Annotated in this window: 14 protein-coding genes and 1 pseudogene; 3 read left to right on the top strand and 12 right to left on the bottom strand. The window is 61.8% G+C overall.

Features of this window, described 5'->3' with window-relative positions:
* Positions 1-228: 228 nt before the first annotated feature.
* The 4 genes from guaA to PBR20603_RS17850 are packed head-to-tail and all read right to left on the bottom strand — an operon-like array spanning position 229 to position 4,231.
* Positions 229-1,812: a glutamine-hydrolyzing GMP synthase gene (guaA, locus tag PBR20603_RS17865; RefSeq protein WP_150560842.1), complete on the bottom strand. Its 1,584-nt coding sequence runs from the start codon at positions 1,810-1,812 to the stop codon at positions 229-231.
* Complete coding sequence (locus PBR20603_RS17860; RefSeq protein ID WP_150560841.1) at positions 1,787-2,479, bottom strand: hypothetical protein; 693 nt, start codon at positions 2,477-2,479, stop codon at positions 1,787-1,789. The genes guaA and PBR20603_RS17860 overlap by 26 nt, the downstream gene beginning before the upstream one ends.
* Before the next feature lie 6 nt (positions 2,480-2,485).
* Positions 2,486-3,946, bottom strand: a complete 1,461-nt coding sequence (gene guaB, locus PBR20603_RS17855) for an IMP dehydrogenase (RefSeq protein ID WP_150560840.1) — start codon at positions 3,944-3,946, stop codon at positions 2,486-2,488.
* A 27-nt stretch (positions 3,947-3,973) separates the two neighbouring features.
* Entirely contained in the window at positions 3,974-4,231 is a 258-nt protein-coding gene (locus PBR20603_RS17850; RefSeq protein ID WP_150560839.1) for a hypothetical protein, read from the bottom strand.
* On the opposite strand from PBR20603_RS17850, the gene PBR20603_RS17845 reads away from it, so the two are divergent.
* Positions 4,230-5,159 carry a DMT family transporter gene (locus PBR20603_RS17845; RefSeq protein ID WP_150560838.1) on the top strand — a complete coding sequence of 310 codons (930 nt, stop codon included), beginning with the start codon at positions 4,230-4,232 and terminating at the stop codon, positions 5,157-5,159. The two genes, PBR20603_RS17850 and PBR20603_RS17845, sit on opposite strands and share 2 nt — an antisense overlap.
* Before the next feature lie 31 nt (positions 5,160-5,190).
* Here PBR20603_RS17845 and PBR20603_RS17840 read toward each other — a convergent pair whose 3' ends face one another.
* The gene (locus PBR20603_RS17840) at positions 5,191-5,526 is read right to left on the bottom strand and encodes an RnfH family protein (RefSeq protein ID WP_150560837.1); all 336 of its coding nucleotides are present in this window, start codon (positions 5,524-5,526) and stop codon (positions 5,191-5,193) included.
* Positions 5,516-5,950 (bottom strand): type II toxin-antitoxin system RatA family toxin, encoded by a 435-nt coding sequence (locus PBR20603_RS17835; protein WP_150560836.1) that lies wholly within the window; start codon positions 5,948-5,950, stop codon positions 5,516-5,518. The genes PBR20603_RS17840 and PBR20603_RS17835 overlap by 11 nt, the downstream gene beginning before the upstream one ends.
* A gap of 156 nt (positions 5,951-6,106) precedes the next feature.
* Here PBR20603_RS17835 and smpB point away from each other — a divergent pair.
* A pseudogene (smpB, locus tag PBR20603_RS17830) lies at positions 6,107-6,556 on the top strand (SsrA-binding protein SmpB); the annotation flags it as partial.
* Between the two features lie 99 nt (positions 6,557-6,655).
* Here the strand turns inward: smpB and PBR20603_RS17825 are convergent.
* The 3 genes from PBR20603_RS17825 to ppsA form a co-directional block, all read right to left on the bottom strand.
* Entirely contained in the window at positions 6,656-7,639 is a 984-nt protein-coding gene (locus PBR20603_RS17825) for an SPFH domain-containing protein (RefSeq protein ID WP_150560834.1), read from the bottom strand.
* Between the two features lie 193 nt (positions 7,640-7,832).
* Positions 7,833-8,267, bottom strand: coding sequence for an NfeD family protein (locus PBR20603_RS17820; protein ID WP_150560833.1), 435 nt, complete (start codon positions 8,265-8,267; stop codon positions 7,833-7,835).
* A 157-nt stretch (positions 8,268-8,424) separates the two neighbouring features.
* Positions 8,425-10,815: a phosphoenolpyruvate synthase gene (gene ppsA, locus PBR20603_RS17815; RefSeq protein WP_150560832.1), complete on the bottom strand. Its 2,391-nt coding sequence runs from the start codon at positions 10,813-10,815 to the stop codon at positions 8,425-8,427.
* 265 nt (positions 10,816-11,080) lie between these two features.
* Between ppsA and ppsR the strand changes: the two genes are divergently transcribed.
* Positions 11,081-11,959: a posphoenolpyruvate synthetase regulatory kinase/phosphorylase PpsR gene (gene ppsR / locus PBR20603_RS17810; protein ID WP_150560831.1), complete on the top strand. Its 879-nt coding sequence runs from the start codon at positions 11,081-11,083 to the stop codon at positions 11,957-11,959.
* A 96-nt stretch (positions 11,960-12,055) separates the two neighbouring features.
* Here the strand turns inward: ppsR and PBR20603_RS17805 are convergent, their stop codons facing one another.
* From PBR20603_RS17805 to lpxB, 3 genes are all read right to left on the bottom strand, one after another.
* A complete protein-coding gene (locus PBR20603_RS17805; RefSeq protein ID WP_150560830.1) occupies positions 12,056-12,835 on the bottom strand; it encodes a TrmH family RNA methyltransferase in 780 nt (259 codons plus the stop codon).
* Complete coding sequence (gene rnhB, locus PBR20603_RS17800; RefSeq protein WP_174977967.1) at positions 12,832-13,467, bottom strand: ribonuclease HII; 636 nt, start codon at positions 13,465-13,467, stop codon at positions 12,832-12,834. Before rnhB ends, PBR20603_RS17805 begins: the two co-directional genes overlap by 4 nt.
* 110 nt (positions 13,468-13,577) lie before the next feature.
* On the bottom strand, positions 13,578-14,753 hold the full coding sequence (gene lpxB, locus PBR20603_RS17795) for a lipid-A-disaccharide synthase (protein WP_174977961.1): 1,176 nt from the start codon (positions 14,751-14,753) through the stop codon (positions 13,578-13,580).
* Positions 14,754-14,755 lie beyond the last annotated feature (2 nt).

Genomic DNA, 14,755 nt, shown 5'->3' with positions numbered 1-14,755 from the left:
CCTCGAGGACGAGGCATCGTGAGTCGTTTCGGCCGGCGCCGCAGCATCGCTACAAGCTCAATAATGCGAAACGGCCTGACAATCGCCAAGCCGTTTCTTTTCCAAATTCTGTCCAAATTTGAGCCTAGACAGCGGACGAACTGAACCGAGAGCCCAGTCGCGGATCACCCCAACATCAGCGAATGCGCGACTGCAAGAGTGGATTAAGCCCCTGATTCAGCCGGGATTTCACTCCCACTCAATCGTCGCCGGCGGCTTGCCCGAGATGTCATAAACAACGCGATTCAAACCACGAACTTCATTGATGATGCGGTTCGAAACCTTGCCGAGCAGTTCGTGCGGCAGGTGGGCCCAGTGTGCGGTCATGAAGTCTTGCGTCTGCACGGCGCGCAGTGCCACGACCCACTCATACGTACGGCCGTCGCCCATCACGCCCACGCTCTTGACCGGCAGGAACACCGCGAACGCCTGGCTCGTCAGCTCGTACCACGTCTTGCCACTGTTCGGCTCGACCGTGTTGCGCAGCTCTTCGATGAAGATCGCATCGGCGCGACGCAGCAGATCGGCGTACTCGCGCTTCACTTCACCCAGAATACGCACGCCCAGACCCGGCCCCGGGAACGGGTGACGATAAACCATGTCATGCGGCAGACCCAATGCCACACCCAGCTCGCGCACCTCATCCTTGAACAGATCGCGCAGCGGCTCAAGCAACTTCAGACCCAGCGTCTCCGGCAGACCACCGACGTTGTGGTGGCTCTTGATCGTCGTCGCCTTCTTCGTCTTCGCACCGCCCGACTCGATCACGTCCGGATAGATCGTGCCCTGCGCCAGCCACTTGGCGTTCTTCAGCTTCTTCGCTTCCGCCTGGAACACTTCGACGAACTCACGGCCGATGATCTTGCGCTTCTGCTCCGGATCGGTCACGCCCTTCAGATGACCCATGAACTGGTCAGCAGCATCCACATGCACGACCTTCGCGTGCAGACGCCCCCGGAACATATCCATCACCATCTGACCTTCGTTCAGTCGCAGCAGACCGTGATCGACGAACACGCACGTCAGTTGATCGCCGATGGCGCGATGAATCAGCGCCGCTGCAACGCTCGAATCCACGCCGCCCGACAGACCCAGGATCACTTCCTCGTCGCCCACCTGCTCGCGAATCGACTTGACCGCTTCGTCAATGTGGTCGCGCATGATCCAGTCCGGCTTCGCCTCGGCAATTTCCAGCACGAAGCGCTCAAGCAACTCGCGCCCCTTCACCGTATGCGTGACTTCGGGGTGGAACTGCACCGCATAGTAGCCACGCGCCACATCGGCCATGCCCGCAATCGGGCAGTTCGGCGTCGACGCCATCAGCGCAAAGCCCGGGGGCAGTTGCGTGACCTTGTCGCCGTGGCTCATCCACACCTTGAGCATGCCGTGGCCTTCGGCCGTACGGAAATCCTCGAGCCCCTCGAGCAGCGGCGTATGCCCATGCGCACGCACCTCGGCATAACCGAACTCGCGATGGTTACTCGCCTCGACCTGACCGCCCAGTTGGACCGTCATCGCGAACATGCCGTAGCAAATACCCAACACCGGCACGCCCAGATCCCAGACGGCCTGCGGGGCCCGCAGATCCTGATCCTCGTACGTGCTCGCGTGGCTACCCGACAGAATGACGGCCTTCGGGTTGAATTCGCGAATGAACTCGTCCGAAACGTCGTTCGGGTGAATCTCGCAGTAGACGTGCGCTTCGCGAACGCGGCGTCCGATGAGCTGGGTGACTTGCGAGCCGAAGTCAAGAATGAGGATTTTGTCGTGCATCGTAAGGTACGGATGAAGTGGATTCGTTGGACGTCGGCGCCGTGGCGGAAGGCACGGGCGTGACAATGCCGGTGGCGCCCACAGGCGCGACCGGCGTAGTGTTGACGGAGGTGGAGCCGCCGCCAGGCGTCTCCATACGCGGCTCTGCGCGCGTGCCGCGGACCTCGTCGACGGTCCGGGCATCGGAGTATTCGTACGGTGCGTCGCGCCGGGTGTCGCTGACAACACCGCCGCGCACTCGCCCGCCCGTCTGCTGCGCCGCCTGCACGCGCTCTTTCGTGCGCACGCTCGACGCCAGCTTGACGAGAATGGCGCCCACCACCAACAGGACAGCACCCAGCGCTGGCATCAACAACTTGCCACCGCCCGTCACCGCCAGTTGGCCGGAGATCAGCCAGCCCAGCACAAGCGCACCGGTTACCCAGTTGATATGCCCCGTCACTTTCGCGACGGTCGCACTCAACTGGCCATTCACGGTGGCGTGCCATTGCAGCCAGGCCACGCCAATGAAGGCCACACCGAGCGCCTGCGCATAGAGCACAGGCGATGGCGCGGGCACCTCAATGGCCGCGTACAGCGATGACCAGAACGACGCGATCAGCAGCACACCAAGTGCCAGATTCAGCGCCGCATCGAGGAACAGTACCGTACGCAACATGGCCTTCATGGGCAATTACTCCACGTGGTAGTTGGGGGCTTCCTTCATGATCTGGACGTCGTGCACGTGCGATTCGCGCATGCCCGCAGACGTGATTTCGACAAACTCGGCGTTCTTGTGCAGCTCTTCGATCGACCGGCAACCCAGATACCCCATCGACGAACGGATACCCCCCGTCAGTTGATGGAGAATGGCGTTCACGCTGCCCTTGTAAGCCACACGGCCTTCAATACCCTCCGGCACCAACTTGTCGGCGTTATTGGCTGGATCCTGGAAGTAACGGTCAGCAGCACCGTCCTTCATCGCGCCCACCGAACCCATGCCGCGGTAGCTCTTGTACGAACGCCCCTGATACAGGAACACTTCGCCCGGCGCTTCTTCCGTGCCGGAGAACATGCTGCCCATCATCACAGTATGCGCACCAGCCGCCAACGCCTTGGCGATGTCGCCCGAGTAGCGAATGCCACCATCAGCAATCAGCGGAATGCCGGTACCCTCGAGGGCTTCGGCCACATTGGCGATTGCCGTGATCTGCGGCACGCCGACACCGGCCACGATACGCGTCGTGCAAATCGAGCCCGGGCCGATACCGACCTTGACCGCATCTGCACCATGTTCCATCAGTGCGCGCGCTGCACCTGCCGTCGCGATGTTGCCACCGACCACTTCGATCTGCGGGAAATGCTTCTTGACCCACTGCACGCGGTCGAGCACGCCCTGGCTATGGCCATGAGCCGTGTCCACCACGATCACGTCGACGCCGGCAGCCACCAGCAACTCAACGCGCTCTTCATTGTCCGGGCCCACACCGACCGCCGCGCCAACGCGCAGCTTGCCGTGCTCGTCCTTGCTCGCGAGCGGGTGCTCGGTCGCCTTCATGATGTCCTTCACGGTCATCAGGCCGCGCAGTTCAAAGGCATCGTTGACGACCAGCACGCGCTCCAGGCGGTGGCTGTGCATCAATTGCTCGGCGTCGGCCGGCGAAGCCCCTTCACGCACCGTGATGAGCTTTTCCTTCGGCGTCATGATCGCGCGCACCGGCTCGTCCAGGCGGCTCTCGAAACGCAGGTCGCGGTTGGTCACGATACCGATGAGCTGCGCGCCCTCGACGACCGGGAAACCGGAAATGCCATGCTGGCGCGACAGTGCGATCACGTCGCGAACCTTCATGTGCGGCGGAATCGTGATCGGGTCACGCAGAACGCCCGACTCAAATCGCTTGACCTTCGAGACTTCCCGCGCCTGCTCGGCCGGCTTCAAATTCTTGTGAATAATGCCGATACCACCCTGCTGCGCCATGGCAATGGCCAGACGCGCTTCGGTCACCGTATCCATGGCGGCCGACAGCAAAGGCATTTGCAGGGTGATGTTGCGCGTGAGCTTGGTTTTCAGCTTGGCGTCGCGCGGGAGAACGGCGGAGTACGCCGGGACGAGGAGCACGTCATCGAAAGTGAGTGCTTTTTGGATCAGACGCATGGCAAATCCTATAGGCGCAAAACCGAATTATACAGAAATCGCGAGTTGCATGGAACGTCCGCCCCACATGTCAAGGGGCTTTTTCCCCGAGAGACGGCTCAGATACGCGTCAGTCCGATTTTGGCCAACGTCCCGCCCCGCCGACCGCCGGATTTCACAATAGACGCGCATCGGCCCCATGCTATTCTTGCGCCCTTCCTGCACCGCCCCGACCGGCACAACCGGCGCACTGGCGGCACAGAACACCGACATCTCGATATCACGAACCACGGGCACGAATTTCATGGGGCAAGGCATTTCTTTCGGACTGGCGGCTGGCGCATTGTGGGGACTGGTCTTTCTGGCGCCTCGCCTGCTGCCGGGCTTCTCGCCGCTGGAACTGTCGGCAGCCCGCTACGTGCTTTACGGACTGGTGTCCGCCATGCTGCTCGCCCCGCTCTGGGCGCGCCTGCGGCATTCCGTCACGGGCCATGACTGGCGCGCATTGTTCCGGCTGAGTCTGGTCGGCAACCTCATCTACTACCTGTTTCTCGCCGGCGCAGTGCAGATGGCCGGCATTGCCCCGGCGTCGCTGATCGTCGGCGTGCTGCCCGTGACGGTCACACTGGTCGGCAGCCGCGACCACGGCGCCATCCCCCTGTCCCGGCTGGCGGGTCCGTTGGCGCTCGTGGCAGCGGGCATCGTCTGCATCAACGTCGACGTGTTCGCGCACGCTTCGGCGAGCGGCGGAGACTGGCGGCTGACGCTCGCCGGCATCGCCTGTGCCGTCGGCGCCCTCGTGAGCTGGACGTGGTATGCGGTGGCCAATGCCCGCTATCTGGCGCGATTCGGGCATTTCACGAGTCAGGAGTGGTCGTTGCTCACGGGCGTCGCCACTGGCGCTCTGGCGCTCGCGCTGGCCGTCCCGGCCGTGCTGCTGCCGCATCCTGTCGCGGCCGGCGCGCCTCGTGACTGGCAGATGTTTTTGATGGTCAATATCGCCGTGGCGATTGGCGCCTCGACGATCGGCAACGCGTTCTGGAATGCGGCGAGCCGGCGGCTGCCGCTGACGCTGTCGGGCCAAATGATCGTGTTTGAAACGCTGTTCGCGCTGGTCTACGGCTTCATTTACGAACAACGCGTGCCGCGCCTGCTGGAACTCGCCGCCATCGCGTTGCTGCTTGCGGGCGTGAGCGCGTCGGTACGGCTGCATTCGCGGGGATCGACGCACTGACCGGCGCAGGACCGGGGGTACGTCAAGCGGCCTAGCTCCCGCGACGGCTCCCCAGCCACTTCTGCCCTTCCCGGCTTCCTTCGTTACGCACTTTCTCGACGCGTCGCTGGCGCGCCAGCTTCGGATCGGCCTTAAGCCCCCGGTAGATCTCGACGCGATCGCCCGCCTCCACCGCGGCGTCGAGCGCGCGCACTTTACCGAAGACCCCTGCCTTCACGCGCGCGAGATCCAGCTCAGGGAAGCGTTGCAGCACCCCACTGCGCTCAATCGCGTCACGCATCGTGGCGCCTTGCGGCAACGTTACCGGGATAATCGTCTGCTCATCAGGCAGCGCGTAGCAGACTTCGACATTCAGCTCACTCGACATACACCGCCTCCGCGCGTTTGACGAAAGCGTCGACGAACGTATTGGCGATATGGCTGAACACCGGGCCGATGACCTTCTCGAGCAGAAAATTCGCAAATTCGTAGTGAAGGCCGAACTCGATCTTGCAGGCATTCTCGCGCAGCGCCGTGAATTTCCAGGTGCCATGAAAACGCTTGAAAGGCCCTTCGACGAACGTCATCTGAATGGAGTGCGGACGCTCCTGGATATTGCGTGTCGCGAACGAGTGCTTCAGGCCCTTGAAGTCGATGATCAGCGATGCCTCCATGCTGTGCTCGTCCTGATGCCGAATCTCGACACCGCCGCACCAAGGCAGGAATTTGGGGTAATCGGCGACATTGGTCACCAGATCGTACATCTGCTCATCGGAGAAATGCACGAGAACGGTTTTACTGACTTCGGCCATCGTCTGTCGGGCAAGGTGTGCTCACGTCACGTGTCTGCGATCGATGCTGCATCGGTCGCCACGCGTCGCAAGCCGCCTCTTGCCGAGACTCTTTGTTAAAATCGCTATTTTACCCGAGCCCGACTCACCGGGTCCGACCAAGTTACCCGCCAAGGATCCATGAGCATCATTGACAACAAGAAAGCCTTCTTCGACTACTTCATCGAGGAGCGATACGAAGCCGGGATCGCGCTCGAGGGGTGGGAAGTCAAGGCAATTCGCGCCGGGCGGGCGCAGATCAAGGAAGGATATGTCGTTATCAAACACGGCGAGATCTTCCTGATCGGCACGCACATCAGCCCGCTGCAGACCGCATCGACGCACATCAAGCCTGACCCCGTGCGCACCCGTAAGCTCCTGCTGAAAGCCGACGAAATCAAGAAGCTCATCGGCAAGGTGGAGCAACGCGGCTACACGCTCGTCCCGCTCAATCTGCACTACAGCAAAGGTCTGGTGAAATGCGAGATCGGGCTGGCCAAGGGCAAGAAACTTCACGACAAGCGCGAGACGGAAAAGAAGCGCGATTGGGATCGTGAAAAGGCACGCTTGATGCGCACGCCCACTTGAGAGACGCCGCATCGGCATGGCGCGCGCGTTACAGCCAACACATTCGCCAACCACAAAAGAAAACGGCCCGCATGGGCCGTTTTTCATGGCTGAGGCGAATTAGCGCCGGGGACTCGAATTGCCGAAACCACCAACCCCACCCCCATCACCTCCAGCGATCGACCCGCCTTCCGTACCGCGCACGATCTTGAGCGCCGATGCAATCATGCCACTCAAATCCGTCAGATTGCCCGGCACGATCAGCGTGTTGTTCGTTCTTGCGATCTTGCTGAACGCGTCGACATACTGCTCGGCCACCTTGAGGTTGACCGCCTCCATGCCGCCCTGCGTCTGAATCGCCGTCGCAATCTTGTGGATGGCCTCGGCATTTGCCTCCGCAACCGCCAGAATCGCCGACGCCTCGCCCTGCGCCTGATTGATCGCCGCCTGACGCTCGCCTTCAGACTTTTGAATCGCAGCTTCGCGCGCCCCCGACGCCAGGTTGATCTGCTCCTGCTTCTTGCCTTCCGACGCCGCGATCAGCGCACGCTTCTCGCGCTCCGCCGTGATCTGTGCCTGCATGGCATGCAGAATTTCCTTCGGCGGCGTGAGATCCTTGATCTCGTAACGCAGCACCTTCACCCCCCAATTCGATGCCGCCTCGTCGAGCGCATTCACCACGCTATGGTTGATGAACTCGCGCTCCTCGAACGTCTTATCGAGTTCGAGCTTGCCGACCACGCTACGCAGCGTCGTTTGCGCGAGTTGCGTGATCGCCACGATGTAGTTGCTCGAACCGTACGACGCCTTCATCGGATCCGTCACCTGGAAGTAGAGAATCCCGTCGACCTGCAACTGCGTGTTGTCCTTGGTGATACAAACCTGGCTCGGGACATCGAGCGGCACTTCCTTGAGCAAATGCTTGTAGGCCACACGATCCACAAATGGCACGACGATCGAAAGCCCCGGCGTGAGCGTCGCATGGTACTTACCGAGACGCTCGATCACCCAGGCGTGCTGCTGCGGCACGATCTTGATCGAGCGTGCCGCGACGATCACGGCGATGATGAAAAGAATGAAGGCGACGTTGGATATATCGAACATGTTTCCCCCTGAAGCGCCCGCCATGACGGCGGGCTGGTTCCCCGTCCCCCGCAATGGCGGGCCCATGCATCGTAACGGAACACAGACCGGATGCGGCGTGCAAGCCCGAAAACGGGCTATCCCCTATTAGGTAACGAGACGGTTCCTACGCTCGCACGGCCTCATGAATTCGCGGACTCAAACCGGCCGACGCTCACACCACGACGTGCGCGACGAACAATCGGCTGCCACGCACCTCTCGGATGACGAACCAGCCTGCGGCGGCAGCCTCACCGGGCATTAGCTCGACATCCCACTCGGCGCCGCGATACATCGCCCGCGCGCGACCGTCGGCCTGCCACGTCTCGATGTGCAGTTGCTGCCCGATGTCGAGATTGGTGTTGGGGTCCGCTGCCGCATCGACCTTGATGCGCCGGTGACCAAAGCGGCTGCGACGCAGTGACCAGACAGCCACGCCCGCCACCACGGCAGCAATGACCAACTGCAACGGCCAGTCGATACCCAGCACCGCCGCAATGCCGCCAGCCGTCATGCCGAGCGCCACCATCAAGAGATAGAACGTTCCGCTTGCCAGCTCCAGCACCACGGTCAATCCGGCAACGCCGAACCAAAGCCAAGCCTGCTCCATCGTAACTCCCAGACGCAAAAAAACCCCGGTGTATTACCGGGGTTTATAGCACGAAACCAACCAATCAGCGTGCGCATCCGAAGGGATTCGGCCAGCCTTTCAGTTGCGTCCGAGATGCCGCTCGGACGCCTCCCAATTCAGGTCGTTATCGTGACGATTACTTCGCCAGCTTGGCGAGTTGCTGCCACGTTTCGATGACCGTATCCGGGTTGAGCGACATCGACGCGATGCCTTCCTTCGCCAGCCACTCGGCCAGATCCGGATGGTCCGACGGACCCTGACCGCAGATGCCGACGTACTTGCCCTTGGACAGGCAAGCCTTGATCGCGCGGCTCAGCATGAACTTCACTGCCGGGTCGCGTTCGTCGAAGTCCTTGGCCAGCAGTTCCATGCCCGAATCGCGGTCCAGGCCCAGCGTGAGCTGCGTCAGATCGTTCGAACCGATCGAGAAACCGTCGAAGAACTCGAGGAACTCGTCAGCCAGAATGGCGTTCGACGGCACTTCGCACATCATCACCAGCTTCAGACCATTCTCGCCACGCTTCAGACCGTAGTCAGCCAGCATGTTGACCACACGCTCAGCCTGGCCCAGCGTACGCACGAACGGCACCATGATCTCGACGTTGGTCAGACCCATCTCGTCACGCACGCGCTTGAGTGCACGGCACTCCATTTCGAACGCTTCGGCGAAGTCTTCCGAGATATAACGCGAAGCGCCGCGGAAACCCAGCATCGGGTTTTCTTCGTCCGGCTCGTAACGCGAACCGCCAATGAGCTTCTTGTACTCGTTGGACTTGAAGTCCGACAGACGCACGATCACGCTCTTCGGATAGAAGGCAGCGGCGATCGTGGCGATGCCTTCGGCCAGCTTGTCGACGTAGAACGCACGCGGCGATGCATGACCACGCGCTACCGATTCGACGGCCTTCTTCAGGTCGGCGTCGATGTTCGGGTATTCGAGAATCGCGCGCGGATGCACACCGATGTTGTTGTTGATGATGAATTCCAGACGCGCCAGCCCCACCCCTTCGTTCGGCAGTTGCGCGAAGTCGAAGGCAAGCTGCGGGTTGCCCACGTTCATCATGATCTTCACCGGGATCTTCGGCATTTCGCCGCGCTGGATCTCGGTGATTTCGGTCTCGAGCAGACCATCGTAAATCTTGCCCTCGTCGCCCTCGGCACAGGAGACGGTCACGAGCGCGCCATCCTTGAGCACGTCGGTCGCGTCACCGCATCCCACCACCGCCGGCACGCCCAGCTCACGCGCAATGATCGCCGCGTGGCAGGTACGTCCGCCACGGTTGGTCACGATGGCCGAAGCGCGCTTCATCACCGGCTCCCAGTTCGGGTCGGTCATGTCCGCCACCAGCACGTCGCCCGGCTGCACACGCTCCATCTCGCTCGGATCCATGATCACGCGAACCGGACCTGCACCGATCTTCTGACCGATAGCGCGGCCCGTCGCCAGCACCGGCGCATCGCCCTTGAGCTTGAAGCGTTGCTCAACCTTGCCGGCTGCCTGGCTCTTCACCGTTTCCGGACGTGCCTGCAGGATGTAGATCTTGCCATCCTTGCCGTCTTTGCCCCACTCGATGTCCATCGGACGACCGTAGTGCTTTTCGATGATCAGTGCGAACTTGGCCAGCTCGACGCAATCCTCGTCGGTGATCGAGTAGCGGTTACGCAGCTCCATCGGCACATCGACGGTCTTCACGCGGCCCGGCTCGCCCGGTTGCGTGAATTCCATCTTGATGAGCTTCGAGCCAAGCGTGCGGCGAATGACCGGGTACTTGCCCGCCTTGAGCGTCGGCTTGAAAACGTAGAACTCGTCCGGGTTCACGGCGCCCTGCACGACCGTCTCACCCAGGCCGTAGCTGGCCGTGATGAAGACGACGTCCTGGAAACCCGACTCCGTATCGATCGTGAACATCACGCCCGACGCGCCGCAGTCCGAGCGGACCATGCGCTGCACACCGGCCGACAACGCCACTTCGGCGTGCGTGAAGCCCTTGTGAACGCGGTACGAGATGGCACGGTCGTTGTACAGCGAGGCGAACACGTGCTTCATGCGGTCGAGCACGTCTTCGATACCGACCACGTTCAGATAGCTTTCCTGCTGACCGGCGAACGAGGCGTCCGGCAGATCTTCGGCGGTTGCCGACGAACGCACGGCAAACGACGCATCCGGCTGGTCAGCCGTGAGGCGTGCGAACTGCTCGCGGATGTCTTTTTCGAGTTGCGGCTGCAACGGTGCGTCGACAATCCATTGACGGATTTCGGCGCCGGCTTGCGCGAGCGCCTTGACGTTATCCACGTCCAGACCCTCGAGGCGCTGGGCAACGCGCTCGGTCAGATTGTTGTGCTGGAGGAACTCGCGAAATGCGAAAGACGTCGTGGCGAAACCACCCGGCACGCGCACGCCGGCGCCGGCCAGTTGGCTGATCATTTCACCAAGCGATGCATTCTTGCCGCCGACCGACTCAACGTCGGTCATGCGCAGATGCTCAAACGGCACCACGTAGGCGCCGTCGTGTGCTGCGTTAGTCATAAAAGCCCCTAAGGTAAGAAAAAAAATTCTCGGAGGATCGGCTGGGACTGACATAGGCCGATCGACCTGTTGGATAAGAAATCGCGTCTGGGCAGCGTCGAGAACCAGGGGCTAGCACCCGACGACCTGCAACTCACCATCGGAATTTCCCGCTGCGCCCCGCCAGACGGGCCTGAGGCCGTACGGCACGTGATCGTTGCGCAATTGCTTATCCAACAAGTTGCCGCTATTCTACCGTGCAATGCACCATTTTGCGATTCTGCGCATGAGCGACTCCCCGACCACCGGAAATTCCCCTACGCCCCTTGCCGCATCGGCCAAACCGGTTGCTGCACGCCCGGTCTTCATCGTGTCCGATGGCACCGGGATTACCGCCGAAACGTTCGCGCATTCGATCCTCGCGCAATTCGAGATGCGTTTCCGTCAGATTCGCGTTCCGTTCGTGGATTCCGTCGATAAAGCCTATGAAACGGCACAGCGGATCAATGAAATGTATCGGACGGAGAATGTCCGCCCGATCATTTTCAGTACGCTCGTCGATGCGCGGGCCAACGAGATCCTGCGCAATTGCCAGGGCGTGATTCTCGACATGTTCCAGACGTTCATCGAACCGCTGGAACTGGAATTGGGCCTCAAGTCGATGCATGCCATCGGCCGCGTCCACCAGAACGCCGATAGCGAAGCGTACAAGAACCGCATCGAGGCGGTGAACTTCTCGCTCGCCCACGACGACGGCCAGTCCAACAAGAATCTGCAAAGTGCCGACGTGATCCTCGTGGGCGTATCGCGCAGCGGCAAGACACCGACGACGCTCTATCTCGCCATGCAGTACGGCGTAAAGGCGGCGAACTACCCGTTAATTCCGGAAGACTTTGAGCGGGAAAGGCTGCCCTCCACGCTCGACCAGTACAAGGACAAGATCTTCGGGCTGTCCATCGATCCGCAACGCCTCTCGGAGATTCGCAACGAGCGTCGTCCGGGCAGCAAGTATGCGTCGCTCGAAAACTGCCGCTACGAGGTCAACGAGGCCGAGGCCATGATGCGCCGCGAAGGCATCAAATGGCTGTCGTCGACGCACAAGTCGATCGAAGAAATCGCCACGACCATCCTGCAGGAAATCAAACTGGAGCGCGACGTCTACTGACGTCTTTCCGCCGCACACGTTGCGGCTGTGCCGAAGACAAAAAGGGACGCCACGAGCGTCCCTTCTTGTTGGCATCACCCGCCGTTGCGAGCCGGTTCAGGAGAGTCGTTGACGCACCGCTTCGAACAGGCAGATGGCGGCGCAAGCGGCCACGTTGAGCGACTCCATGCCGCCCGGCTGGGGAATGCGAATCGGCGTCTGCACGCGTTCGAGCCAGTGTGGCGACACGCCGGCACCTTCGTTACCGAAGACCCATGCCACGGGCGCGCGCAGATCCTGCTCGTACAGCGAGGTGTTCGCCTGCAGACTCGTCGCCAGCAGCGGCACCGACAGACGCGGCGCGAGCGAATCCGGCGTGCAATGCTCCACGATATTCAGCGAGAAATGTGCCCCCATGCCGGCACGCAGCACTTTGCTCGACCACGCCAGCGCGGTGCCCGACATGCAATACACGTCTCGCACCCCCGCCGCCGCCGCGCTCCGGAGAATCGAGCCGACATTACCCGCGTCCTGCACGGCGTCGAGGATGACGCAGTCCGTCGTTTGCGACGCCGGCAGATGCCCGGACGGCATCTCCACGACGAACAGCAGCGGTACGCCGTTGACGAGCGTCGATAGCGGCTCGAACAGCGCCTGCGGCAAACCTACGCGGCGCTCGGCGTCCACTCTTGCCCAAATCTGTGCGACTTCGTCGTTCTCAAGCGCCGATTCCCCCGCCACACAAACGAGCGGCTGCCCCAGCACATCGAGATAAGCGTCGGCCAGATGCACGCCCTCGAGCAACGTCTGGCCGAGCTTGCGTCGCTGCTGATTGGACTGCGCCAACTGCTTCAGACGCTTGTAGAACGGATTGTCCTTGGAACTGATGAGCTTCATGACGAGCGAGCCATGCGAGAGACCGTGAGCGCGCCGAAGACTTCAAACGCCTCGCGCACCGGCGCGAACGACTGACGATGATGCGGGCTCGGTCCGTGCAGACGCAGCGCCTCCAGATGGCGTGGCGTGCCATAGCCGACGTGCTCGTCGAAACCATACTGCGGGAAGGCTTCGTGCAGGGCGACCAACTGACGGTCGCGCGTGACTTTCGCCAGAATCGACGCCGCCGAAATCGCAGGCACCTTATCGTCGCCCTGAACAACGGCTTCGGCACGCATCGGCAGCGCCGGACAGCGATTGCCGTCAATGAGCGCCAGCGTGGGCACCCGCGACAGCCCCATCACGGCGCGCTGCATCGCGAGCATCGTGGCATGCAGGATATTCAGGGAATCGATCTCTGCCACGCTCGCCTCGGCAATGCAATACGCGAGAGCGCGTTCGACAATTTCCTCGTAGAGCGCCTCACGGCGCTGCGCCGTGAGCTTCTTCGAATCGGCCAACCCCTTGATCGGGCGCGACGGATCGAGAATGACGGCTGCCGTCACGACAGGCCCGGCGAGCGGTCCACGCCCCACCTCATCCACGCCGCAGGTCAGATCGGCAGCCACGTCGGCAAACAGATCCAGCGCCATTTGCGGCAACGGTGTCTTGGCGGCGCGGGCACGCGGTTTGGCAACCCTGGGCGCAACGCTATCGCCCGATGCCCCCTTGGGCGCAACACGGCGCACTTTGACTTCGTCGCTCATATCCGCCCTTTTTCGCGCAACACGCGCTCGATCACTTCGGCAGAACGCGCCGCCGTGTTCTGGCGCAGTTGCTCGTGAATCTTCGTAAAGCGTGCCTGCAGGGAGTCGCGCAACGCCGGATCGGTCAGTTGCTTCCAGACGGCATCGGCAAGCGCTTCCGGGGTCGCAAAATGTTGCAGCAACTCCGGCACGACGAATTCGCCCGACAAAATGTTCGGCAAACCAACGTACGGCAAATACCCTTGACGTTTCATGATCTGCGCCGTCAGCCAAGGCACTTTGTACGAGATGACCATCGGCTTTTTGTACAGCGCCGCTTCCAGGGTGGCGGTACCGCTTGCGAGCAGCACGCTGTCTGCGGCCTCGAGGGCCAGCGGGGCATGACCATCCGTCACGGTCAGATTGAGGTCGCTGTGCGCGTCGAAGATCGGTTGCATCAGCGTGCGCAGACGCGGCGTTGCGGCCGGAAGCACGAAGCGAATCGACGGGTCGCGCCTGGCCAGCAAACGCATCGCGGCGAAAAACACCGGCGTGAGACGTTGCACCTCCGACGTCCGGCTCCCCGGCAAGACGGCAACGACCGGGCCGTGCCCGTGGAGCGCCAGCCTGGCTCGTGCGCCGGCAACATCGGGCACCATCGGTATCTTGTCGGCCATCGGATGGCCGACGAACGTCGCGTCGATGCCCGCCCGGTGGTAAATCTCCGGCTCGAACGGGAACAGGCACAACATATGATCGACCGCGCGCTTGATCTTCTTGATGCGCCCGCCGCGCCACGCCCAGATCGACGGGCTCACGAAATGAATCGTGGGAATGCCCGCTTCGCGTAGCTTGATTTCGAGATCGAAGTTGAAGTCTGGCGCGTCGAAGCCGACAAATGCCAACGGCTTGTCCGCCAGCCAGCGCTCGCGAAGTTGCTTGCGAATCGAGAGAATTTCGCGCAGATGCTTGATGACTTCGACGTAGCCCATGACGGAGAGCTTGTCGATCGGCCAATAGGCGTCAAAGCCCTCTTCCGCCATATGCGGACCACCAACACCTGCGTACGCGATGTCGGCGGGAAGGCTTTGCTTGAGACCGGCAAGGACATTGCCGGCAATGAGATCGCCAGACAGCTCCCCGGCCACCATCGCCAGGGTTCGCTGGCCGGCGCCGGGAAGGGTCGGCGGCATAG

The sequence above is a fragment of the Pandoraea bronchicola genome (assembly GCF_902459805.1).
Classification (GTDB): Bacteria; Pseudomonadota; Gammaproteobacteria; order Burkholderiales; family Burkholderiaceae; genus Pandoraea; species Pandoraea bronchicola.
The sequence above is the reverse complement of the archived record's forward strand: the minus strand, read 5'-3'. Positions and strand labels throughout refer to the sequence as shown.